This is a genomic window from Bacteroides sp. OF03-11BH (genome assembly GCF_003604005.1).
GTDB classification, from domain to species: Bacteria; Bacteroidota; Bacteroidia; order Bacteroidales; family Bacteroidaceae; genus Bacteroides; species Bacteroides ovatus.
The window spans coordinates 38,971-64,376 of sequence record NZ_QTMW01000009.1 but is presented as its reverse complement, the minus strand read 5'-3'; the positions used below and the strand labels follow the sequence as shown (position 1 = coordinate 64,376).

General features: G+C 40.6%; 21 protein-coding genes and 1 tRNA gene. 17 read left to right on the top strand and 5 right to left on the bottom strand.

Going from position 1 to position 25,406, the window contains the following annotated elements; translation table 11 throughout:
- The first annotated feature begins 352 nt into the window (after window positions 1–352).
- The 8 genes from DXA54_RS08930 to DXA54_RS08895 all read left to right on the top strand — a co-directional run bounded on the left by DXA54_RS08930 (window position 353) and on the right by DXA54_RS08895 (window position 14,730).
- Window positions 353–3,325 (top strand): SusC/RagA family TonB-linked outer membrane protein, encoded by a 2,973-nt coding sequence (locus DXA54_RS08930; RefSeq protein WP_120079265.1) that lies wholly within the window; start codon window positions 353–355, stop codon window positions 3,323–3,325.
- Between the two features lie 16 nt (window positions 3,326–3,341).
- Window positions 3,342–4,895 carry a SusD/RagB family nutrient-binding outer membrane lipoprotein gene (locus DXA54_RS08925; protein WP_008650046.1) on the top strand — a complete coding sequence of 518 codons (1,554 nt, stop codon included), beginning with the start codon at window positions 3,342–3,344 and terminating at the stop codon, window positions 4,893–4,895.
- 364 nt (window positions 4,896–5,259) lie between these two features.
- Entirely contained in the window at window positions 5,260–5,847 is a 588-nt protein-coding gene (locus tag DXA54_RS08920) for an RNA polymerase sigma-70 factor (protein WP_004326269.1), read from the top strand.
- 74 nt (window positions 5,848–5,921) lie between these two features.
- Window positions 5,922–6,929 carry a FecR family protein gene (locus DXA54_RS08915; RefSeq protein ID WP_120079263.1) on the top strand — a complete coding sequence of 336 codons (1,008 nt, stop codon included), beginning with the start codon at window positions 5,922–5,924 and terminating at the stop codon, window positions 6,927–6,929.
- Between the two features lie 238 nt (window positions 6,930–7,167).
- The gene (locus DXA54_RS08910) at window positions 7,168–10,539 is read left to right on the top strand and encodes a TonB-dependent receptor (protein ID WP_120079261.1); all 3,372 of its coding nucleotides are present in this window, start codon (window positions 7,168–7,170) and stop codon (window positions 10,537–10,539) included.
- A gap of 5 nt (window positions 10,540–10,544) precedes the next feature.
- Complete coding sequence (locus DXA54_RS08905; RefSeq protein ID WP_004306504.1) at window positions 10,545–12,386, top strand: RagB/SusD family nutrient uptake outer membrane protein; 1,842 nt, start codon at window positions 10,545–10,547, stop codon at window positions 12,384–12,386.
- Between the two features lie 19 nt (window positions 12,387–12,405).
- Complete coding sequence (locus DXA54_RS08900; RefSeq protein ID WP_004326276.1) at window positions 12,406–13,080, top strand: DUF3823 domain-containing protein; 675 nt, start codon at window positions 12,406–12,408, stop codon at window positions 13,078–13,080.
- A gap of 72 nt (window positions 13,081–13,152) precedes the next feature.
- Window positions 13,153–14,730 carry an arylsulfatase gene (locus DXA54_RS08895; RefSeq protein WP_032852824.1) on the top strand — a complete coding sequence of 526 codons (1,578 nt, stop codon included), beginning with the start codon at window positions 13,153–13,155 and terminating at the stop codon, window positions 14,728–14,730.
- Between the two features lie 134 nt (window positions 14,731–14,864).
- On the opposite strand, the gene DXA54_RS08890 is transcribed toward DXA54_RS08895, so the two are convergent.
- The 5 genes from DXA54_RS08890 to DXA54_RS08870 all read right to left on the bottom strand — a co-directional run bounded on the left by DXA54_RS08890 (window position 14,865) and on the right by DXA54_RS08870 (window position 18,677).
- Entirely contained in the window at window positions 14,865–15,515 is a 651-nt protein-coding gene (locus tag DXA54_RS08890; RefSeq protein ID WP_004306500.1) for a MarC family protein, read from the bottom strand.
- A gap of 61 nt (window positions 15,516–15,576) precedes the next feature.
- Entirely contained in the window at window positions 15,577–16,269 is a 693-nt protein-coding gene (locus tag DXA54_RS08885; protein WP_008650037.1) for a YjjG family noncanonical pyrimidine nucleotidase, read from the bottom strand.
- A 92-nt stretch (window positions 16,270–16,361) separates the two neighbouring features.
- Window positions 16,362–17,219 (bottom strand): hypothetical protein, encoded by an 858-nt coding sequence (locus tag DXA54_RS08880; RefSeq protein ID WP_004326281.1) that lies wholly within the window; start codon window positions 17,217–17,219, stop codon window positions 16,362–16,364.
- A gap of 33 nt (window positions 17,220–17,252) precedes the next feature.
- Entirely contained in the window at window positions 17,253–17,927 is a 675-nt protein-coding gene (gene rsmI / locus DXA54_RS08875; protein ID WP_004299177.1) for a 16S rRNA (cytidine(1402)-2'-O)-methyltransferase, read from the bottom strand.
- Window positions 17,928–17,939: 12 nt separating this feature from the next.
- Window positions 17,940–18,677: a hypothetical protein gene (locus DXA54_RS08870; RefSeq protein ID WP_120079259.1), complete on the bottom strand. Its 738-nt coding sequence runs from the start codon at window positions 18,675–18,677 to the stop codon at window positions 17,940–17,942.
- Between the two features lie 140 nt (window positions 18,678–18,817).
- Between DXA54_RS08870 and DXA54_RS08865 the strand changes: the two genes are divergently transcribed.
- The 9 genes from DXA54_RS08865 to DXA54_RS08820 all read left to right on the top strand — a co-directional run bounded on the left by DXA54_RS08865 (window position 18,818) and on the right by DXA54_RS08820 (window position 25,352).
- Window positions 18,818–19,417 (top strand): thymidine kinase, encoded by a 600-nt coding sequence (locus DXA54_RS08865; protein ID WP_004299175.1) that lies wholly within the window; start codon window positions 18,818–18,820, stop codon window positions 19,415–19,417.
- Window positions 19,418–19,438: 21 nt separating this feature from the next.
- Window positions 19,439–20,572 (top strand): AI-2E family transporter, encoded by a 1,134-nt coding sequence (locus tag DXA54_RS08860; protein WP_004306487.1) that lies wholly within the window; start codon window positions 19,439–19,441, stop codon window positions 20,570–20,572.
- Between the two features lie 94 nt (window positions 20,573–20,666).
- A tRNA-Lys gene (locus DXA54_RS08855) sits at window positions 20,667–20,742 on the top strand.
- A gap of 758 nt (window positions 20,743–21,500) precedes the next feature.
- Entirely contained in the window at window positions 21,501–21,698 is a 198-nt protein-coding gene (locus DXA54_RS08845) for a hypothetical protein (protein WP_004306485.1), read from the top strand.
- Window positions 21,699–21,890: 192 nt separating this feature from the next.
- The gene (locus DXA54_RS08840) at window positions 21,891–22,319 is read left to right on the top strand and encodes a ferritin-like domain-containing protein (protein WP_032851559.1); all 429 of its coding nucleotides are present in this window, start codon (window positions 21,891–21,893) and stop codon (window positions 22,317–22,319) included.
- Between the two features lie 214 nt (window positions 22,320–22,533).
- Window positions 22,534–23,013 (top strand): ferritin, encoded by a 480-nt coding sequence (locus DXA54_RS08835; RefSeq protein ID WP_004309108.1) that lies wholly within the window; start codon window positions 22,534–22,536, stop codon window positions 23,011–23,013.
- A gap of 29 nt (window positions 23,014–23,042) precedes the next feature.
- A complete protein-coding gene (locus DXA54_RS08830; RefSeq protein ID WP_120079257.1) occupies window positions 23,043–24,095 on the top strand; it encodes a class I fructose-bisphosphate aldolase in 1,053 nt (350 codons plus the stop codon).
- 13 nt (window positions 24,096–24,108) lie between these two features.
- The gene (gene gpmA / locus DXA54_RS08825) at window positions 24,109–24,858 is read left to right on the top strand and encodes a 2,3-diphosphoglycerate-dependent phosphoglycerate mutase (protein WP_004306474.1); all 750 of its coding nucleotides are present in this window, start codon (window positions 24,109–24,111) and stop codon (window positions 24,856–24,858) included.
- A 65-nt stretch (window positions 24,859–24,923) separates the two neighbouring features.
- Window positions 24,924–25,352, top strand: a complete 429-nt coding sequence (locus DXA54_RS08820; protein WP_004306472.1) for an Hsp20/alpha crystallin family protein — start codon at window positions 24,924–24,926, stop codon at window positions 25,350–25,352.
- The last annotated feature ends 54 nt before the right edge of the window (window positions 25,353–25,406 follow it).

The window sequence follows — 25,406 nt, the reverse complement described above, 5'->3', positions numbered from 1 at the left end:
TTTTACGTAAGAAACAATAATTCGCTTGCAAAATTTCAATGAATGTCATATTTACCTTGACTAATAATCAACATTTGAATATTAGTCAGAATTAGTTTGTTGCAATTTTCTTCATATAGTATTCCCTTACTAAACAAATATCACACTTATTATCAGATAATTACGTCCATTTTGGGTAGAGATTAAGTATTACATATATAGACTGGCAATAATAACGAATTTATTTAATTAGCTAATAATTAAGCATATATGTATCATTAATTAAGAAAAGAAAAAGCTCTCCACGCCTAAACATTAGATATTACATCATTGATAATCAATAATATACAAAACATTTAGTTCTGCAAAGACTTTGCAGATTTCGTATATCGGAATGCAAACACAAGAAGTCGTTATTAAGCCAAATTTGAGAGTTGTATTAAAGGCTGACGCCCAAAAGCTAGACGAAGTAGTAGTTACCGCTATGGGTATTTCACGTGAGAAGAAAGCATTGGGATATGCCGTACAAGACGTCAAATCGGATGCGTTGACACGTGCTGCTAATACAGATTTAGCGGGAGCCTTACAAGGAAAAGTATCAGGTATTGACATCACCCCATCATCAGGTATGCCGGGTGCTTCTTCAAAGATTACGATTCGCGGTTCTCGTTCTTTCACTGGAGACAATACTCCATTGTATGTAATCGATGGTATGCCTATCGCATCTACCGCAGACGTGAGTACTTCTCTTACCGATGGAGCGTATGGAACGGACTATGCTAACCGTGCTGTCGACATTGACCCTAATGATATAGAAAGTATCAATATATTAAAGGGACAAGCCGCTTCTGCTTTGTATGGTATGAGAGCTTCCAATGGCGTTATCGTTATCACCACCAAAAGTGGTAAAGGAGCAGATAAAGGAAAACCGACTATCACTTTCAGTACCAACCTTTCCTTTGATAAGATTTCAACTCTTCCGAAACTGCAACAAGAATATGCACAAGGTTCCAGTGGTACTTTCGATCCATCTTCTCCTTTCGCATGGGGTCCTAAGATTTCTGAATTAGCTAACGATCCTACCTACGGAGGAAACACAGACAACAGTTACACCAGTCAATATGGCAAACAGTCCGGAAAATATTATGTTCCCCAACTTGCAGCTGCAGGCATGAATCCGTGGGCTACCCCACAGGCATATAATAACATGAAGGACTTTTTTGATACAGGCGTATCATGGAGCAATAATGTCAATGTAGCTCAAAGATTCGATAAAGGTAACTACTCTTTTTCTTTGGGTAACACCACCAGTAATGGTATCGTTCCATCAACCGGTATGGATAGATATAACGTAAAAATGTCAGCCGAAGCACAACTACATCCTAACTGGACTACCGGATTTAATGGAAACTTCGTAACTTCAAAAATCTCCAAACAGTCTACAGCCAATACCAGTGTGGTTGCTACGATCTACAATGCCCCCGTCAGCTATAATATGGCCGGCATTCCTTCTCACATAGAAGGCGATCCTTACACACAAAATACCTATCGTGACAATTGGATTGACGATGCATATTGGGCAGTTGACAATAACCAGTTCTCTGAACGTTCACAACGTTTCTTCGGAAATGCTTTCGTGAAATACACCACTAAATTTGGAACTGACAACCACAAACTGGATATTAAATACCAGATTGGTGATGACGCTTATACTACCAATTATTCTGAAATCTACGGATATGGAAGTACTTGGGCGCCTACAGGTGAAGATTCAGAATACCATTACACTGTTAATGAGCTAAATTCACTGTTAACTGCTGCCTATACATGGAACATTAACGAAGAATGGACGTTGGACGCTTTGATTGGTAATGAGTTTGTTGATAAAAAGACAAAATATGAATATGCATATAGCATGAACTTCAATTTCCCGGGCTGGAATCATCTGAATAATGCTTCTGTATTCTCTAATGAGAGCCTATACAACAAGAAACGAACTGTTGGTAATTTCGCAAACTTGTCAGTAGCATGGAAAAACATGCTTTATCTAAGCGGAAGTATACGTAATGATATCGTTTCAAGTATGCCACGTGACAATCGTTCTTTCACTTATCCTTCGGTGTCATTGGGATTCATTTTCACAGAACTGGCTCCCCTGAAGAATAACATATTAACCTTCGGTAAGATACGTGCTTCTTATGCGGAAGTTGGTATGGCTGGTGATTACACTCAAAGCTATTACTATACTCCATCTTATGGTGGTGGTTTTTATATGGGAAATCCGATTGTTTATCCAATTAATGGAGCAATGGCTTATATTCCATATTATAAGGTGTATGACCCTAACTTAAAACCACAAAATACAAAATCTTACGAGTTGGGAGCTGATCTTACTTTCTTAAACGGACTGGTTACTTTGAATTACACCTATTCACGTCAGAATGTAAAAGATCAGATATTCGAAGTTCCTTTGGCAGGTTCGACTGGTGCCTCAAGTATGATTATGAACGGAGGTAAGATTCATACAAACACTCATGAATTGACATTGGGCATATCTCCGGTAGATACCAAAAACTTCAAGCTTGACTTTGCTTTCAACTTCTCCAAAATCGACAATTACGTAGACGAATTGGCTCCAGGAGTAGAAAGTATTATGCTAGGAGGATTTGTAACTCCACAGGTACGTGCCGGGATTGGTGACAAATTCCCTGTAATTTATGGAAAAAGCTACATGCGTAATGACGAAGGAAAGATTGTAGTAGACCAGAACGGACTTCCTATGCAGGGAGAAGATGCGGTGATTGGAACTGTATCTCCTGATTTCCGTTTAGGTTTCAATACAAACATTGAATTATACAAGTTCCGCATTTCCGCAGTATTCGACTGGAAACAAGGTGGACAAATGTATAGTGGTACCGCAGGTGAAATGAACTATTACGGTGTAAGCAAGCTATCAGGTGATATGCGTAAAAACGAATTCATTGTAGAAAACGCTGTTAAAGAAACAGGAAAAGATGCGGATGGTAATTCAATCTATGCCCCCAATGATATAAAAGTAACAGATGCTCAAGCATATTTCACCAGAAGAAGATCAATTGACGAATCTTACATTTATGATAATTCTTATATCAAATTGCGTGAATTATCTGTAAGTTATCCGGTTTTCTCAAAGAAATGGCTGAATGTGAACGTTAATGTTTTTGCCCGCAACATTTTGGTTTGGTCTGAAATGAAAGGTTTCGATCCGGAAGCTTCACAAGGTAATGACAACATGGGAGGTGCATTCGAACGTTTCTCTCTTCCGGGAACAGCCAGCTATGGTTTTGGATTTAATGTAAAATTCTAATTAGCTAAAAAGAAAGATGAAAACATATAATATAATTAAAGGTATTTTTGCCGCTACTGTTTTATCAGTTGTCTTTTCCGGATGTTCGGAAGATGCAATGGATAGAATCAATAAGGATCACGGACATACGCAAAGCGTGGCCGGAAGATTCATTCTGACAGATGTAATAACCTCTACCGCCTTCTCTAACGCAGGAGGTGATTTCAATACTTATCTATCTGCTTACATTGAATATGAAGTAGGTGTTGACAACCAGTTGTATTATGCAGAAACCAGAGAAAGCGAACCGACCTCATCTTCCACTTTCAATAATACATGGAATGGTCTGTATTCCACATTGAAATCCGCCCGTATCATTATCAATCAATGCAGTGAGGGAGGAATAGATTATGGAAATTTTGCAACCAAAGGTATGGCAGAGGTGTTGGCTGCTTATAATTGTGCATTGATAGCCGATATGTTCGGAGATGCTCCATGCAGCCAGGCAGCCTTAGTTGACGAAAATGGTTCTCCTGTTTACCTGACTCCTAAAATGGATAAACAAGAAGAGATCTATACACAAGCAATGCAATACCTGGACGATGCTATTGCAGACTTGCAGAAAGAGGATCTGATAGACCCGGGAGCTCAAGATTTGTTATATCAGGGCGATGCTGAAAAATGGCTAAAGTTGGCGTATGGTCTGAAAGCGCGTTACACAATGCACCTTCTTAAAAGATCTGCCAACAAAGACGCTGACATGGAGAAGGTGTTGGAATATGTGGATAACTCTTTCGAAAGTGCAGAAGAGCAAGCAGCATTCGACGTATATGACGCCAACAATATAAATCCGCTTTACGGTTTCTTTGTGGCACGTGCCGGATTAGGTGCAAGCGAAAGCATGAGAAGCAAACTGGCAGAATACAACGACCCACGCCTGTCCAGAGCTTTCATCACTAAACAAGGTGCATCTGGAAAAGAACAAGCCCCGGGAACTGCTGACAATGCCGTATATGCGCCTAACGGTTCTCCGGAACAAGGCACTTCCAAGTATGGGACTTCTTTATTTATGTATTCTATATCAGCACCCACACTGTTATTGAGCTATCATGAATTAAAGTTCCTGGAAGCAGAAGCTCTATGCAGATTGGGACGTGATGCAAAAAGTGCATTAAAAGACGCTGTAGTAGCCGGATTGTTAAATGCAGAAAATAGCTTTAGCGTTTCAAGAAAGGAATTGGGCAAAACGCTCATCAACCCGGCAAGTAGTATTACAGATACTGAAGCCGAAAGTTACTTTGACAATACAATAGAAGCCAAATATACAGCCGAACCGTTGAAAACAACAATGATTCAAAAATACTTCGCATTATGGGGAGCCTCAGGAGAAGCGACAGAATCTTACAATGATGTTCGCAGAATGAAAGGACTAGGCGAAAACTTTATTGAGCTAAAAAATCCAAACTCTTTCCCATTACGTTGTCCTTATGGCAATAGCGACACCACAACAAATGCCGAAGTGAAAGCAGCTTACGGAAATGGACAATATGTGTATAGTGAAAATGTTTGGTGGGCAGGCGGAAGCAGATAATCCATTGACTTGAATCATATAAATGAGACTGAATTCTCCAGGGGAAAGGTGGGAATTCAGTCTCATTTCTTTATATTATAATAATAAAAGCCTTTATTATTTATACAAAAATCCCACTCTCCCCCTTTCTTATTTCATGTAATTTCATAGAGCATACTCTTTTCATTCATCCTGCCGACCAACACATTTTCTCTATAAAAGTAATTCAAAATAAAAAATGTTCCTTATATTTGCCAATGGTTTACGGGTTTATTTACATATACTTTTTAAATATAAAGAGTATTTATTTTCGTCTATAAACAAAGTAGCTTTTGAATGATAACTCTTTAAACTTCCTCTGAAAAGGATTGAAGACACTAAATATATGGATCATTTTTTAGAGAAAATAGACACACACACTTTATCACTCCTACAACAAGGTGACGAAAAGGCTTTCGACACTATTTTCTGGAAATATAATCCCCGTGTATTTCATTTTATTCATTCCCTTCTATATGATAAAATACTAGCAGAGGACCTCACTCAAAATGTATTTCTGAAGATCTGGGAAAGACATCAGGATATCAAACCGGAAGAAGGCTTTGAAGCGTATCTTTTCACAATAGCACGCAACATGGTATATAAGGAAACAGAAAAACGGCTACTTTCGGAACGTTTTCTGGATTCAATCAAACAAACTGATGCCGACAAGCACTTTGAAATAGATGTTGACACCGACTCCCTACAAGAATATATAGACGAGCTGGTAGAACAGCTACCCTCTTCCCGGAAGAAAATCTACCTCATGAGCAAGAAACAACATCTGACAAATAAAGAAATAGCCGCCCAACTATCTTTGTCAGAAAAAACAGTTGAAACGCAATTATATCGTGCCCTTCATTTCTTACGTTCTAAATTAGCCAATGAAATTGTAGCTTTGGCTCTATTTTTTCTTTCTTCTAATTTTAAATAGTGTTAAATATAGAGTAAAATCTTTGCACCCTGTAAGGATTCTTGGCTCCATGGAGATATACATAATAAAAGCCCATGGAGAAGAATACGAATATATTATTATTAGAATGTTTTATGCGGGGAGAAACCTCTCCGGATGAAGAACAAATACTATCTGACTGGCTCCACAGTCAGGAAGCAAAAGAGCAGTTATCCAACTATTATCAGGAAACCTGGAAAGGCTCTAATAACAAGCTCATTGCCGAAGTACAAGGACGTATGTTTGAACGGGTCAAAAGTCAAATGCATAATGCCGTACAAGAGTTGAATAGACGAAAGCAGAAACGGACAATGCGAATCAGGCGTTTATTTCAGTATGCAGCAGTCATTCTTTTAATCATAACAGCAGGAATAGGAGGTCATTTATATACAGTTTCTCAAACAGAACCCACAGTAACGGATAAGAGCTATCTTGTCCAAACAGGAAAAGGACAACGGGCAAATATTACCTTACCGGACGGTACAGTCGTTTGGCTAAATTCATATACTCAACTGCATTACAATGCGAATTACGGAGCCACTCAACGAGTGGTGTCATTGACAGGCGAAGCATATTTCGAAGTAGCTAAGGATAAGGAGAAACCATTTATTGTAGAAACGGCAGGAATGAATGTAGAAGCTTTGGGAACTACTTTTAATGTAAAAGCCTACCGGGAAGATTCTCAAATCATCGCAACACTTTTCTCCGGTTCGGTCCGTGTTTCTTCCGATAGAGATAATGTTATTCTTTCTCCTGACGAAAATGCCACATTCGAACGAAGATCGGGCAAACTGGCAATACATAAACCGGACAATTCATCGTATGCCAAAATGTGGCGAAATAACGATCTTGTATTTAATGGAGAAACACTGGAAGAAATTGCCGTACTGCTTAACAGAATGTATAATGTGCAAATAGCATTTAAATCCGAACGTATCAAGCAATATTGCTTCTCGGGAGTGATCCGCAACAATAGCCTTGATAATGTAATCGAACTGATTAGCCTAACCTCTCCCATCACTTATGATACTCGTGGAGATACCATAATACTAGGCAATAGGTAACCCAATATATTCCTAATTATTAACCTTTAAAATTCAATGCGTATGAAATAGTTCCAGTAGAACATAAAAAAGATAGCCTGACAAGGTCAGGACTATCTCCTTTAAGCTTAAATCGGACCTTGGAAACTCACTCTGATACTGACAACTGGCGGAAGGCAGTGTCAGAGGGTATATACACCCGATTTTCAGCTTGTAAAGTTACATCTTTTTTATTGTTTAATGATTAATTTCCTATAAAATGAGTAACATCAAGCATCTCTTTTCTCGAATATTATATATTATTATATTTTTATCAAGTAGTCTAAGTGTCATGGGGCAGATCACTCTCACCATGAAAGACAAACCTCTGAAGAAGGTGATAAAACAGATAGAAAAAGTAAGTGAATATCGTTTCTTCTATAATGAAGAGTTGGCTAATCTCAATAAGCCAGTCTCTCTCGAAGCACAGAATAGCAGTATAGAAAAGGTTTTAAAGGACCTTTCTTCGCAGGCTCCATTCAGTTATCTGATTAAGCCTAATTTCCAGATTGTATTATCTGACGACCTGCCTTCACAACAGACAAAATTACAGAGCATAACAGGGCGTGTAGTAGACACTGCGGACAATCCTATAATTGGTGCAAACGTGTTAGTGAAAGGAACTACCAATGGGGGCATCACTGATATTGACGGTAACTTCTCCTTAGAAAAAGTTCCGGTACAATCACAACTGCAAGTATCTTATATCGGATATGAGACTAAGGAACTGGCCGTAGTTTCCGGAAAGACAAATGTCAAAATCATAATGGCAGAAAACACTAAATTATTAAATGAAGTCGTAGTGACTGGCTTTGGCCTTGCTCAAAAGAAGGCTACCCTGACAGGAGCTATTGCCTCCGTAGGAGCTGATGATATAAGCAGATCTTCAGCGGTAAACACTTCCGGAGCACTGGTCGGAAAGGTAGCCGGATTGAACTACAGATCTGCAGACAGTCGCCCGGGAAATGCCACTACCCTGCAAATCCGTAATATGGGAACACCTTTATTTGTGATTGACGGCGTGCAGTCCGATGAAGGTCAGTTCAACAACATTGATTTTAATGACATCGAATCCATTTCTATTTTGAAAGATGCCTCTGCTTCCATTTATGGTGTACGGGCTGCAAACGGGGTCATTGTTGTAACAACCAAGAAAGGAAAGAAAAACACCAAGAGCACTGTGACGTTAAATACTTATTATGGCTGGCAACATGTATCACGCTTACCGGAACCGGCAGACGCCGTAACGTATGTAGAGAATTACATACAGTCTGAAACAATTCAGGGAAAAACGTCCCGTTTATATAGTAAAGAAGATCTGGAGAAATGGCGTCAAGGTACAGAAAAAGGCTATGTGCCATTTAACTGGTATGATTACATCTGGGTGACTTCTCCGCAATATTATGTCAATGCCAATGTTTCCGGAGGTTCGGACAAGATCAATTATTATTTCAGTGTCGGACACATGAATCAGGAATCTGCCATTTGCAATTATGGCGGTATGAAACGATACAACGTACAAATGAATGTCGAAGCACAGGTCACTGATAAATTCAAAATCGGCATGAACATGAACGGACGTATCAAACAGCTGAAAAATCCGGGTGTACCGGGAACTGACGACTATTCAAACCCGACAGCAGCTACCTACCGCAATCTACCGACTGTCCGTCCGTTTGCCAATGACAATCCTAACTATCCGGCATCAGTAGGCTCTGACAATGGCTTAAACTTCGGATTATTGAATTTTGAGAAAAGCGGAACCTTTGAAGACACTTGGCGAATGGCCCAATTAAACCTGAACGCAGAGTATGAAATTATCAAAGGACTTAAAGCCAAAGCTTTGTTCGGATATTATTTTGCAAGCGAATTACTTAACAATCAAGAATATACCTATCGTGTCTATAGATATGACGAAGCAACGGACGAATATGTAGATGTAGGTGGGCGTGCCAGTGCCTGGAGGGAAAGGACGAATGCTTATGTGGAAGAGTTGACTTCAAACATTCAACTGGCTTATGAAAAAGCATTCGGAGCACATTCCATCAATGCGGTAATTGGTTTCGAAGCAATAAAAAGAGACACTCCAAAGTCTTGGCTCCATGCCATCCCGGCTTCCAACTCATTGCATCTGATCTATTATGATACGATTGACAAATACGAAGATACTGGCAACAATACGGAAGCACGTTTAGGCTGGCTGGGACGTTTCAACTACAACTACGCCAACAAATATCTGATAGACTTCTCCGCACGCTATGACGGTTCATGGAAATTCCCGCCCAATCATCGCTGGGGGTTCTTCCCTTCCGCCTCATTAGGCTGGAGAATATCAGAAGAAAACTTCTGGAAGGAATCAAAAATAGCTTCTATTTTCAGCGATTTAAAGATACGGGGATCTTATGGATTGGTAGGAGATGACAACGTTGACGGCTACAGTGCTTTCGACTACATGACAGGTTACGATTACAAACAGGGAGGAGGAGTAATCGACGGTTCCTATATCATTGGTACTACCCCGCGAAACCTGCCTGTTACCACGCTCTCATGGGCAAAGGCTAAAATTCTGGACATTGGTCTCGACGTTGCTTTCCTGAATAACCGTTTATCAGGAAGCGTAGATTTCTTCAGACGTATCAAAACCGGTATTCCGGCTTCCCGTGACGACGTATTACTTCCGGAAGAAGTGGGCTTTGAGCGTCCCAAGGAAAATCTCAATTCTAATGTTCATACCGGATATGATTTGCTTGCACGTTGGAGTGATAAGGTCAATGACTTTCACTATTCTATCAGTGCCAATTTCACCTATTCCCGTTTCTACAACTGGGAGCAGTATAATCCTAAGTTCAGTAATTCATGGGATGAATATCGTAATTCTACATGGCACCGTTTCGGGAATGTCAACTGGGCATACGAGGCAGACGGCCAGTTCCAAAGTTGGAAAGAGATTGCGTCGTGGCCGATTGACAATGACCAGAAAGGAAATACGACATTACGCCCGGGTGATATCAAGTACGTCGATCAGAATGGGGATGGCATAATCAACGATATGGACAAACGCCCCATCGGATACAAAGAAGACTCCACACCCGTTCTGAACTTCGGTTTTAACCTTGCATTCGCATGGAAAGGCTTCGATTTAGCATTGGATTTCTCCGGTGCGGGAATGTCTACCTGGAATCCGTCATTAATCCAAAAGATTCCATTTAACAATAATGGAAACAACCCGGCTTACTACATGGAAGACACATGGAGACTATCTGATATCTTTGATGCAAACAGTGAATTGATTCCTGGCAAATACCCGACATTATTAATCGGAAACAATGCCAATAACCATAGTAATTATTGGGATAGCTCTTTCTGGAAATACAATGTCCGTTATTTAAAACTGCGTAATCTGGAATTTGGTTACACCTTCCCCAAAGAGTGGCTGCAAAAATGCAGAATTAACAGTCTAAGGTTATATCTTGCCGGACAGAACCTGTTTACACTCACCAATGTACCTATCGATCCGGAAGTTTCAGCCGGTAACGGAACAGCTTACCCGAGTATGCGAATTATCAATCTGGGTTTAACACTTAAATTCTAAAAGCAATGAAATATATAAAAGGATACCTGTTATTGGGTTTAACTTTGATATTAGGATCTTGTTCTGATTTTTTAGATCGTGATCCCGATCAGATATTGACAAATGACCAGATCTTCAGCGATGCTAAAATGATAAACTCCGTATTGGCCGGTTTTTATGGAGATACAGAGAATTGGGGACAAAGTTTTGCCACTCCCGCCAGCTTTACTAAAGTGGACGACGGTTGCGTGACTGATGGTGGCCGTGATAACATGCAGGAATACAGTGACAATCAATGGCGAGTTTATCCATATAAATATATTCGTAATTTAAATCAGTTCCTGGCGGGATTAAGAGCTACAACCGTACTTGAATCTACAGAGAAATTGCGATATGAAGGCGAAATTCGCTTCTTACGCGCCTGGGCATATTTTAGTATGTGCAGAGGTTTAGGCGGTGTACCTATTGTGAATGATAACGTATACGAATATGAGGCAGGGATGGATGTTTCAGGTTTGGCTGTTCCCCGTTCCAAAGAATCAGAAGTCTACGATTATATCATCAATGAATGTGCCACTATCGCAGATTACCTGCCTACAAAGCCCACCACCAATGCCGCCCGTGCCACACGTTGGGCTGCCCTGATGTTAAAGGCACGTGCTGCCGTTTATGCAGGATCATTGGCCAACTACAATAATAAGATGGTTGCTCCTATACGCACAGAAGGAAATGAAGTCGGTATTCCGGCGGAAATGGCTACCCCATATTACGAAACAGCGTTGGAAGCAGCCAAAGAAGTGATAACTCAAGCTTCTGCCTATTATAACCTGGACATAACGGTTCGTAATGATCTGGGACAGAATTTTTATAATGCAGTCTGTGTCAAAGAGAATAATCATGAAGTGATCTGGGCCAAAGATTATGCATATCCAGGAGCCACCCATGGATTCACACAAAAGAATATTCCCGCTTCTCTAGCAGAAGATCAGGAACGTTGTTATTCCGGCGCAGTATTAAATCTGGTAGAAGCATTTGAATACAAAGACAACCGCGACGGCACAATCAAAGTTAAGGATGAATCCGGAAATTACATCATGTACAGTCGGCCGGAAGATGCCTTTGCCAATAAAGATGCCCGGTTGTGGGGAACCGTACTTTATCCGGGAGCCAAATTCAGAGGTAGTGAAGTAGTGTTGCAAGCCGGTCAGAAAGTGCCCGACGGAAACGGAAATTGGAAAGAAATCATAGGTAAAGCCGATTCTTACGATGACAATAACCGCCTGATAACTTCTATCAACGGACCAATGGAATCAAATGAAATCCGTATAAACAAAACAGGTTTCTTCTTCCGCAAATTCCTGGACGAAACCATCGGTGCTTCTACCAATTCGAAGATGAGTACCATGTGGTATCCTCGTTTCCGTATTTCAGAAGCATATATGATAGCTTGTGAGGCTGCTTATGAGCTCAATAAAACCGGAGAAGATGATCCGTTGAACTACATCAATCCTGTTCGTGCACGCGCCGGCATCAGCGAACTGGAATCAATCACATTTGAAGATATTGTCCACGAATACCGGGTGGAATTTGCATTGGAAGATCATCGTTACTGGGATCTGAAACGTTGGCGCCTGGCTCACGAAATCTGGGATGGTAATTCGGAAAATCCGGATGCGCAGCTCTACGAACTATTCCCTTATCAGGTTAATGATCCGGGCAGCGCCAATGACAAGATGTGGGTATTCGACAAAAAGAAAGCCTACATGGTTCCTTACCCCCGCTATTTCCAGATGAAGAACTATTATAACTTCTTCGATAACAGCTGGCTCAACAAGAACCCGTTATTAGTGAAAAATCCGTATCAGTAAAACATAAAACTGTAAAACAATGAAAAAAATAGGAACTATATTTTCTTTGCTTTCACTTTCCCTGCTTGCCGTAAGTTGCGGTTTAGACAATTACGACGAACCCGAATCATTTCTGGAAGGGAAAATCACGTATGAGGGAAAACAACTCGGTTTGAAAGGTACAAACGGAGGTATTCAACTACAATTGTATCAGGATGGTTATGCCAACCATGATCCTATCACCGTGTATGCCACACAGGACGGAACTTTCTCTGCAGTACTTTTCGATGGTCCGTACAAACTGGTAACTAAAGACAAAAACGGTCCCTGGGTGAATAACCGCGATACCATATATGTGGAAGTAAAAGGAAAAACACAATGTGAAGTAAAAGTCACCCCTTATTTTACAATATCAGACGAAAATATCACATTAGATAACAACATCGTATCCGGCACGTGCAATATACAGCAAATAGTACAGGATGCCAAGATAAGCCAGGCAATGCTACTCGTCAGCAAAACAACTTTTGTTGACGAGAACACGAATATAGCCCGGCAAAATTTATCCAATATAAATCCCGGAGTAACAAATATTTCGCTGGATATTACGAGTAACCAGAATGTACAGTCAGCCAAAGCCCTATTCGCCCGCATCGGTGTAAAAGCGAACGGAGCGGACCAAGCTGTCTATTCAGAAATTTTCAGACTGAAATAATTCATCTAAGAAATAATTTGTCAGTATATTTATTTAATAAATATACTGACAAAAAAAATAAAACAAAATTATATGACAAACAAAAACATGTTATTAATGGGAACTGCATCCTTACTGTCCCTACATGCAGCAGCTCAGAATGACCCAAAGCCCAACATTGTTTTAATCATGGTGGACGATATGGGATATTCCGATCTAGGGTGCTACGGAGGAGAAATTCCTACGCCCAATCTAGATAATCTGGCAAAAAAAGGAGTACGCTTTACCCATTTCTGCAACACAGGACGCTCCTGCCCTTCCCGTGCCAGTCTACTGACCGGACTTTATCCCCAACAGGCAGGTATCGGAATGATGTCCGAAGATCCTCATTCTGCCGAAGATCATGGAGTGCACGGATACATGGGATACTTGAACCGTAATTCGGTCACCATAGCAGAAGTGCTGAAAGAAGCCGGTTATCACACCTATATGTCGGGGAAATGGCATGTAGGCATGCACGGACAGGAAAAATGGCCGTTGCAACGTGGCTTTGATCATTTTTATGGTATCTTGTCAGGAGCTTGCAGTTATCTGCAACCTCATGGAGATCGCAATCTGACTTTAGACAATCAACAGTTGCCTCCACCGGAACAACCTTATTACACTACTGACGCATTTACTGATTATGCGATTAAATTTGTCGACGAACGCCCCAAAGATGACAATCCGTTCTTCCTTTACCTGGCATACAACGCTCCCCATTGGCCGTTACATGCTAAACAGGAGGATATAGACAAATTTGTAGGCAAGTACCGGAAAGGTTGGCAGAAAGTACGTGAAGCCCGTTTGAAACGTATGATTAAAATGGGATTGGTAGACAAAAATTGGGATCTTGCTCAATGGGAGGGTCGCCAATGGTCCGAACTGACCGAAGATGAACAAATAGAACTGGATAGAAGAATGTCAGTATATGCGGCACAAGTTCATTGCATGGATTATAATGTGGGACGGTTAATAAAGTACCTGGAAGAAAAAGGGGAGCTGAATAACACCTTACTTATTTTCTTGTCGGATAATGGTGCATGTGCCGAGCCTCATCGTGAGAAAGGTTTCGGAACCATCGATATGATTAACAATCCGGATGAATGGGTAAATCCATCCTATGGCCTGCCATGGGCACAGGTTAGCAATACTCCATACCGTAAGTATAAAGTAAGAGCGTATGAAGGCGGGACCTCCACTCCATTGATTATTTCCTGGCCCGACAAGTATGCAAAATACAATGGCGAGATAAGACACAATAGAGCTTTCCTGCCTGACATCATGGCAACCTTCATCGATGCAGCGGAAACGACCTATCCGAAGACTTATCATGGAGGAAATGAGATCATTCCTTTGGAAGGCGCAAGCATGCTACCGATACTAACCAATACAGACACCGAATTGCACGAATATATTTTTGGTGAACACTTTGACAACTGTGTAGTATGGTGGAAAAACTGGAAAGCCGTTAAAGACCAGAACTCTAAAGTATGGGAACTTTTCAACTTAGAGAAAGACCGTACAGAACGGGTTAATTTGTCCAGAGAAAACCCCAAGATTCTAAAACAACTGGTAGACGAATGGAACAAATGGGCAAATACACATTATGTATATCCCAAAGGAAAATAGCCACAGAAAGGTAACATAAAGACATGCAAAATGTCTAAAAACCGTATCTTAAAGCACTTGCCCCTGCTACAAATCTTTTTGTAACAGAGGCAAGTTTCATTATAGGAACTCTCCGTCCCTCATATTCTTATTCATCAAGGAATCATTCCTTCCCTCACAATATCTACCAGAATCGGCTTCAATCCGCTAACGAAACATTCCACTGCAATCACCATCAGAATCAGTCCCATAAGACGCATCATCACATTATTACCCGTTTCACCCAAGACTTTTACCAATTTCGTGGAAGCACGAAGAATAAAGAAAGTCAGCAGATAAATCAGGGCGATAGTACCTATCAATATCCCCTTCATTTCATAAGAATGCGCATCCTGCATCAAAACGATTGCATTGGCAATCGCTCCGGGACCGCATAACATAGGAATACCGAGAGGAGTAATAGAGATATCATCCGCATACGTTTTGATTTCTTCGTCCTTCAACTTCATCGGTGTATAGCGGGCTTGAAGCATATCAAAGCCTATCTTGAAGATAATCACCCCACCGGCAATACGGAAACCATTGGTAGAGATACCGAAGAACTTGAAAAGAAACTGCCCGGCAAAGACAAATACCATCAATGTAATAAACGACACAATAGTAGCACGACGTACGATAGACTGACGTTCTTTATCCGTCATACCATGAGTCATGGTAAGAAAGACAGGCATCGTTCCCAACGGGTTGGTCAACGTGAAGAATGAAGTGAAACAAAGTAAGGCGAAAGGCAGAAGCGTACTATCCATGATTATATCGTATTTTATGCAAAACTAAAACGCAACAAAAATACGACTTAATCCAGAAAACCTATAATAAATCCATTAATTCTTTCAAGGAATAGATGTGATAAGTAGGGAGGAAAGGGAAAGCTGTCCGTTCTGTCACATTGTAGAAAACCTGATGCATCCCTACTCCGTGCGCTCCGGTTATATCCGCTTCCCAACTATCACCAATCATTAAGGATTCGCGCAACTCGGATTGAGTAGCAGACAAAGCAAAATTGAATATCTCCGGCCAAGGCTTCAGCACTCCGAGATCTTCCGAGAGAATCACCTTTCTGAAATACCCGTCCACTCCTGCCGAACGCATCTTACGTGATTGCAATTCACGAAACCCATTGGAAAGGATATAGAGGTTATATTTGGGAGCAAGATACTCCAATACCTCCTTTGCATGAGGCATTAAAACACTTTTAGTAGGGATAATAGCGAAAAAATCTCTCGAAAACCGTTCAGCGAGCGCTTCATCTTTCACTCCCACGGCCTGTAAAGGATAAAAGAAACGTTGGCTGTTCAATTCATCCTTCGTTATCTTTCCTTCACCGTACTCAACCCAGAGTTCGGTATTTCTTTGTTGATAAAGAGTATAATAATGATTGAATGAATCAAAATAGCGGTCGAACGAATATTTCTGATATACTTCCTCAAAGGTGTTACGAGCATTTTGAGAAAAAGCCCAGATGGTATCATCAAGATCAAAAAAAAGATTTTTATATTTCATCAGTAGTTATATAATAAGAAACAAAAAAGCCAATGTGCTAATTTCTTGAATCCAGGAATCAGCACATTGGCAATTCAAAAGGGATATCTACCTTATTTTACCTGGATAACCAAGTATCTGGATACACTCCAGAATTCAGTAGGATTAGTAATCTTCAATGTCAACTGGCCTTTATCATCTTTTACCAATTCATAAGAACCGGTCGGATGAGTAGTCAGTAATTCAGCACGTTTAGAGTACAACTTGATTTCTTTGGTTGTACGGATATCGATCTGCGTGAAATAATCCTTATTGAAATCAGCGCTCTTCAACACGTCTCCGCTCTGAAGAATCTTTTGAGCTTTCAATTCAGATTTAGTACCAAATACGAACCAGGCAGCATTCAGGCTCTTTTCCTGTTCTGCAACGGTTTTAGCTTTCGCTTCGTTTTCTGCGGCCAGAGTTTCTTTTGCTACAGACAGATCGCTGACAGCAGCATCCAATTCCTGAATACGGATATTCTTGGAAGCCAGTTCTGTTTGAAGCTCTTCGATACGCTGTTGTTTAGCGTTCAATTCAGCAGTCAAAGCGGCAACAGCTTTTTTCATCTGTGCAGAATTGTAATTGCTATTCTTCAACTGTGCCTGTAACTTTGCAATCTGCGCTTTGTTTTCTTCCATTTGCTTGGAGATGAATTCGATGTCAGAAGCAATCTGTTGCTTGGCACTGGCAGAGTTTTCAGTGATGGTTCCACGCTGCAAGTCAACACGGCTTTCGGCAGCATTGATCTTACGGAAACCTTCCTGAACTTCATTGAAAGTCCCCATCATATCATCCAGTTCAGCGTTGCGCTGGTTCAGTTCCATCAAAAGAGAATCATTTTCAGCTTTCAGGTCTTTACTTCCACCTTTAAAGCCATCACACGAAGCCAACAAGGCTACGCATACAAATAAAACAGCTAACTTTTTCATACGTTTACGTTTTACGTTTTTTAATGAAGTTATTTAATCATCTATTCCTGCTAATACTATCACAATCTCGCCCCGGGGTTCGGTAGCGGTAAAGTGTTCTATCAATTCAGCCAAACTGCCCCGAACTGTTTCTTCATGGAGTTTGGATATTTCACGCGACACGGTTGCCTGACGTTCAGCACCGAAATATTCGGCAAACTGTGTTAACGTCTTCAACAGACGGTGGGGTGATTCATAAAACACCATCGTGCGGTGTTCTTCCGCCAATGTCTTCAGTCGTGTCTGCCGTCCTTTCTTCTGGGGGAGAAATCCCTCGAAGCAGAACTTCTCGTTCGGCAATCCCGATGCTACGAGTGCCGGAACAAAAGCGGTTGCTCCCGGCAAGCACTGCACTTCAATACCGTTGCGCACACATTCACGAACAACCAGAAATCCGGGATCGGAAATTCCAGGCGTTCCGGCATCCGAAATTAGTGCCACCGTTTCACCTGCCTTTATTCTATTAACAACACTTTCCACCGTTTTATGTTCATTAAATTTGTGGTGGGATTGCATTGCATTCTTTATTTCAAAGTGTTTCAGCAAAATTCCGGAAGTACGTGTATCCTCCGCCAAAATCAGATCGACCTCTTTCAGGACTTTGATAGCCCGAAAAGTCATGTCCTCCAGATTCCCTACCGGCGTAGGCACCACATATAGCTTTCCCATCTTGTTTTTGTTTTATGCTGATTGATTAAAATATTTCTTTAGTAGCTCCAGAAAGTCGTTCACCGCCTCCTTTTCTTCATTCAATTCGACTTTCGAGGACAGAAATGCGACTGCAGTCTTGTAGGAACTCATTACTGATATCTGTTCGATAACCCGATTCATCAAATCAATGTTGCCTCCGAACAGTTCACGAGAAAAACGGAAAGAATCATTCAAGCTGATAGCATGTCGCAAGCCGGCAGACAGTTTGAGACTTTCTCCCAACACAGCCGATTTAGGTTCTTCCTCTTTCACAACAGTTTCAACGACAGGTTCCTCAACAATTGCCGGTTCCTCTTTTTTCCCTTCTTCTTCTTCTTCTTCTTCTTCTGCTGCTGCTTCTGCTTCTTCTGCTGCTGCTGTCTCTGCAGCTGCCGCTATTACGACAGGTTTCTCTTCCGCAACAATGGCTTCTCCTTCCTCATCTTCTTTCACAACAACCGATTCGAGAGATTGTATAATCACGGGGGAATCCTCTTCAGACCCGGCAACTTCATCCTCCTCTTCCGCTGTCTCTTCCACAGCTGACGGAGAAATTACCTGAACAGCATCCACCTCCTGCTGCAGTTCGTCCAAACGTCCCTGCATCCGTGTAATGCTCCGCTTCAACAGTTCAGACAAAGTCGGAGTCGGCTCCTTGGTAAATGAATCCATGAGATACTTCAACTCATGAACATCCAACTCAATATCTGTTAATAGCTTCTGTTTCATGTCAGTCCATTGTTTATACGGTGCGAATGTAGGAATAATTTATGCAATAACTTAAAATAATGGATAATTTAACAGTTCTTGCACATTGAATTGCTTACCTTTGTCCACATATTTATTTAATCAAGAAAACACAAAATCTCATGGTATTATTTTCAGAAGACCACATACAGGAGACTAGAAGAAGAGGCCGGATCGAAGTAATCTGCGGTTCTATGTTCTCCGGAAAGACAGAGGAATTGATTCGCAGAATGAAGAGAGCGAAATTCGCGAAACAACGTGTCGAGATATTCAAACCTGCTATCGACACCCGTTATTCAGAAGAAGACGTAGTCTCTCACGACAGCCATTCTATCGCCTCCACTCCCATCGATTCGTCAGCCAGCATTTTACTGTTTACTTCTGAGATAGATGTAGTAGGTATTGATGAAGCACAGTTCTTCGACAGTGGTTTGATTGATGTATGCAACCAGCTTGCCAACAATGGAATCCGTGTTATCATTGCAGGATTGGATATGGACTTCAAAGGAAATCCATTTGGACCTATGCCACAATTGTGCGCCATTGCCGATGAAGTCTCCAAAGTTCATGCGATCTGTGTGAAATGTGGTCAGCTGGCCTCTTTCTCACATCGTACAGTCAAGAATGAGAAACAGGTTCTTTTAGGCGAAACAGCCGAATATGAGCCTCTGTGCAGGGAATGTTATCTCCGTGCACGAGGGGAAGATGAGCAGAAAGTATAAACTCTATAAAAGAAACAGATTATGGAAAGGAAAAAGATAACATTCGACAGTTTTATACGCGGTTCCATCGGATGTGTGTTAGTTGTAGGAATATTAATGCTCGTGGAACGTCTTAGCGGAGTGTTATTACCTTTCTTTATTGCGTGGCTGATAGCTTATATGGTCTATCCGTTAGTCAAATTCTTCCAGTATAAGCTACGATTAAAAAGCCGCATTATTTCCATCTTCTGTTCCTTATTCCTCATTACGGTTATCGGAGTCACTTTATTCTACCTATTAGTGCCGCCGATGATTTCGGAAATAGGCAGAATGAACGACTTGCTAGTGACTTACCTCACCAATGGAGCCGGTAACAATGTGCCTAAGAATCTTTCTGAATTTATCCACGAGAACATTGATCTTCAGGCGTTGAACCGTGTATTAAGTGAAGAGAATATCCTGGCGGCAATCAAGGATACCGTCCCCAGAGTGTGGACTTTGCTTGCAGAATCTCTCAACATTCTATTCAGCATCCTTGCCTCTTTCATTATATTATTATATGTAATCTTTATATTATTGGATTACGAAGCGATAGCTGAAGGATGGTTGCATCTGCTACCCAATAAATACCGTACGTTTGCCTCCAACCTGGTTCACGACGTACAGGATGGTATGAACAGATATTTCCGTGGACAGGCTTTGGTTGCTTTCTGCGTAGGTATTCTTTTCAGCATCGGTTTCCTGATTATCGATTTCCCCATGGCTATCGCTCTGGGACTTTTCATCGGAGCATTGAATATGGTTCCCTACTTGCAAATCATAGGTTTCCTTCCCACCATTTTATTGGCAATCCTCAAAGCTGCCGACACCGGACAGAACTTCTGGATTATCATTGCATGTGCATTAGCCGTCTTTGCAATCGTACAAATCATACAGGATACCTTCCTTGTCCCCAAAATCATGGGAAAGATTACCGGACTGAATCCTGCCATCATCCTTTTATCTCTTTCTATCTGGGGTTCATTAATGGGAATGCTCGGCATGATTATCGCCTTGCCACTAACAACTTTGATGCTCTCCTACTACCAACGCTTTATTATCAACAAAGAAAAAATAAAATATGATGAAGTAGAAACTACTGATAATCAAGAAACAAGCCACAACGAGGAAAAATAATTGAAACTTTTTTCTACGTAATGCTTGCAAATTAAATAAAAGTAACTACCTTTGCACCCGCAATCAGGAAATAACTGATTCGCAAATAAGGATTGATTCGCTAGCTCAGCAGGTAGAGCACAACACTTTTAATGTTGGGGTCCTGGGTTCGAGCCCCAGGCGGATCACCAAAAACAAGATTAAACCTCTGATTTTCAGGGGTTTTTCTTCTTATCCAAAGGCCTTATTTCCATTCTACTCCCCATTAAATATGAACAACAGAAAAAATTATATAGTCTACCTACAACAATCAGCCATGAAGCAGGAGGAATGTCAAGACCCGAAGTAGAGGTACAAAAAAATTATACAGACTTACTCGACAGACAGAAACAGATTACTAAAGATAACCATTCCGCAGCCAATAAAAAGAAAAGCAATACACGCCACAACTTATTTTGCACAACTTGTTTGGAAAATAAAATATTTTTTCCTTACCTTTGTATTAGGATTTATTTCAAATCTTAATAAAAATAGAGCGTTAAGGCATTATCCAAGTTCAGGAAATCCCCAATTTCAAGACAACAACTGGATAATACATTGGACGCTCCACGTACTATTTATATATTAAAGTGTTATATATATAGGCGTGGGGCTTTGTGTATTATATGTTGTTGAGTATGGGGATACTTCTGAACGGTAATACCAAAGTTCCCACGCTTAACTTTATATATAAACACAGCTCCAGGGAACAGAGTTGACTAGAAGATAAACATTATGAAAGCAACTTGTTCTAAAAGTAAGACGACTGTCTCGACCGGTTTCTGTTCTTCGTTTGTTACTGTCTTTAGTGAAATTCTTATTCTGTTTATTTCCATTCCTGTTTTTTTCAAGACACACAATCACTATCTTACAAATTACATGCCAACATATTTTTCTGAGACCTTCCTCCATGATAGCCAATAATAGCGGTTCCTCTCACCATACAGAAAAAGACCTTTGGTTACAAGTTCTCGCTTTGGCAAAGGAAATACAGGACTGTAAGTCTTATCTGTATCCTAAGACCTTGGAATCTATATATGATAATATTGTAAGAATAGAAAAATTGTTGGATATTTTATTGATTATCACTCGTGGAAGTGACAAATAGACATTATTATTCCGCCTTATGCGACAATTTGTCCAATGCAGTAAAAATGTCGCATCATTAAACTATCGTTAAAAGTTTCATTTTTATAGATTACCTCTATGAAATGGAATTTTTATATACCAAGAAACGTACGCAATCAGTTATGTAACCTTAATGTTCAGAATAATGATAGATAAACGAATAGAAAGTACCATGAATGAATTGATCAACGCAGAAATATGGTCAACCAACTTATACCTGTCTTTACAGGTTTATTTTGAAAGTGAACAACTCCCGATACTGAGCTCCTGGCTAAATACCCAGGCTCAGGATAATATGAACAAAGTCTATCAAATGATGAGCTGGATATATCATAATGGAGGATGCGTTGCAATTAATGAGATAAAACGGGATGTGCAAAAATGGCAAGCTCCAGTAAGTGCCTTAAACGAATTGATTGAACATGAACGATATATGTCCCGCCTAGTCTCCATACTCCTCATACTATGCCGAAACGTGGATGCGTCCTCTAATTCTTTCATCAACAGGCTGTATTCAGACCGAATATATCTAAGTACGGCCCTTTTGGAATTATTACGTATTCTTGCCCAAGAAAATGTGCGGAGACTACCTTATTTCTAACAGTATGTCCCTCCATTTAACATCTCATAATATTAAAGATTATATAACCTTGTATGGTCTACTTTTTGCAACATAATAAACAATAATAAAATAGATCATGAATATTTTATTAATAGGATAACCCGGTTTTATCGACATTTTGGGACAAGTTTATGCTTGTTTCAAGATAAGAGAGAATATTAAATTATTATTAACTCTAAAAATTTAAATCATTATGAGTGAGAAATTACAAAATGCTTTGAATGAACAAATCACAGCAGAATTATGGTCTGCCAACTTGTATCTGTCTATGTCTTTCTATCTAAAAAAAGAAGGTTTTTCAGGTATGGCCAACTGGATGCGGAAACAATCTGCAAAAGAAGTGGGACATGCGTGCACCATTGCCGAGTATATGGTTAAACGTGAGGCGACACCGAAAGTAGACAAAGTGGATGTAGTTCCACAAGGATGGGGAAATTCTTTGGAAGTTTTTGAACATGCCTTGGAACATGAAAAGCATATCTCCAAGTTGATTGACGAATTGGTATACTTAGCTTCAGAAGAAAAGGATAATGCCACACAGGATTTTCTGTGGAAATTTGTCCGGGAACAAGTAGAGGAAGAAGCCGGTGTACAGAATATTGTAAACCTGTTAAAGAAAGCCGGAGATAGTGGTATCCTTTTCATAGATGCTAAATTGGATGGATGCAAATAATAAACCTGAATAGTTAAAAGATAAATGATATGAGCAAAACAGTAGATATATTAGGTGGGCAGGCTGAATACTACCTAAACCATACATGCAAGACAATAGATAAACAACTGATTCATATTCCGGGTCCGGATATAGTAGATAAGGTATGGATAAATTCGGACAGAAACATTCGGACATTGGAGAGTTTGCAAACTTTATATGGACATGGACGTTTAGCGAATACCGGCTATGTATCCATCCTACCTGTAGACCAGGGTATAGAGCATTCTGCTGGGGCATCTTTCGCTCCCAATCCACTTTATTTTGATCCGGAGAACATCGTAAAATTGGCTATTGAAGGAGGATGTAATGCCGTAGCATCTACATTCGGCGTATTAGGCGCCGTAGCACGGAAATACGCCCATAAAATTCCATTCATCGTCAAATTGAATCATAACGAACTGCTTACTTATCCGAATAGCTATGACCAAGTAATGTTCGGTACAATAAAAGAAGCATGGAATATGGGCGCCATAGCAGTTGGAGCCACTATTTATTTCGGTTCGGAGCAAAGTCGCCGCCAAATAGTGGAAGTATCGCAAGCTTTTGAATATGCTCATGAACTGGGAATGGCTACCATTTTATGGTGTTATTTGAGAAACAGCGGTTTTAAGAAAGACGGAACCGACTATCACGCTGCAGCCGACCTGACAGGCCAAGCCAACCATATCGGAGTAACGATCAAGGCTGACATCGTAAAACAAAAACTTCCGTCCAATAATGGTGGCTTCAAAGCCATCGGCTTCGGAAAAACAAATGAGCGCATGTATACAGAGCTGACAACTGACCACCCGATAGACCTTTGCCGTTATCAGGTAGCTAACGGCTATATGGGACGCGTCGGACTAATCAACTCGGGTGGTGAATCTCATGGAGAATCCGACCTGCATGATGCTGTTGTTACAGCAGTAGTGAACAAACGTGCTGGCGGTATGGGGTTGATTAGTGGTCGGAAAGCCTTCCAAAAACCAATGAAAGATGGGGTCCAGCTATTGAGCACCATACAGAATGTATATTTGGATTCTTCAATAACCATTGCATAAAGACAGGTCGTCCATGAAAAGAATAGTATTATTACGTCATGGTGAGAGCCTATGGAACCAAGAAAACCGCTTCACCGGGTGGACAGATGTTGATTTAAGTGAAAAAGGCGTTGTAGAAGCCTGCAAAGCAGGCGATACATTACGAGAAGCCGGATTTTCTTTTGAGATTGCCTACACTTCTTACTTAAAACGTGCTATAAAAACGCTGGACTACGTTCTGGACCGCCTGAATGAGAGCTGGATTCCCGTCGAAAAGACATGGAGGTTGAATGAGAAACATTACGGCATACTTCAGGGACTTAACAAAAGTGAGACGGCTGCCCAATATGGTGAAGAACAAGTACACACCTGGCGGAGAAGTTATGATATAGCTCCTGCAGCATTGGGAGAGGACGATTCGCGCAATCCGGGTAAAGACATACGTTATGCAGATGTCCCGGATATGGAACTTCCACGTACGGAATCCTTGAAAGATGCCATTGAGCGTGTAATGCCTTATTGGAAATGCATCATCTTTCCCACATTGACATGTAAGGATAACCTGCTGGTAGTTGCCCATGGCAACAGCCTGCGTGGAATCATCAAGCATCTCAAGGAAATATCCGATACAGACATTTCCAACCTGAACCTGCCTACAGCAGTTCCTTACGTTTTTGAATTCGACAACCGGCTGGCTCTTGTCAAAGACTATTTTCTCGGTGATCCGGAAGAGATACGTAAACGGACGGAAGCTGTAGCAAAACAAGGAATGACTAAACAATAAAAGTTCTGTCAAGCAGCCAGACATATTTTCTAAACTTTAATTATTAACTAAAAAAGGAGGTAAAAATGGTACCTACAAAAATGAACCAGAATTGGTTACCAAGTATTTTTAATGATTTCTTTAACAATGAGTGGATGATGAAGGCAAATGCAACAGCCCCCGCTATTAATGTAATTGAAAATGAAAAGGACTATAAAATCCAATTGGCAGCTCCGGGAATGACAAAAAATGACTTCACCGTTAATGTGGATGAAAACAACAATCTAGTAATCTGCATGGAAAAGAAGGAAGAGAAGAATGAGGAGAAAAAAGACAAAAAATACCTACGCTGTGAATTCTCTTATTCCAAATTCCAACAAAGTATCATACTGCCGGACAATGTTGAAAAAGATAAGATTACAGCCAAGGTAGAACATGGGATTCTGTCTATAGATATTCCCAAAACAGTGGACAAAGAAGTTCAGAAGATAACCAGAACTATTGATATCAAATAAGATATCTTAGCTAAACTTTACCCAAGGCGTTCCTTATATTTAGGGGGATGCCTT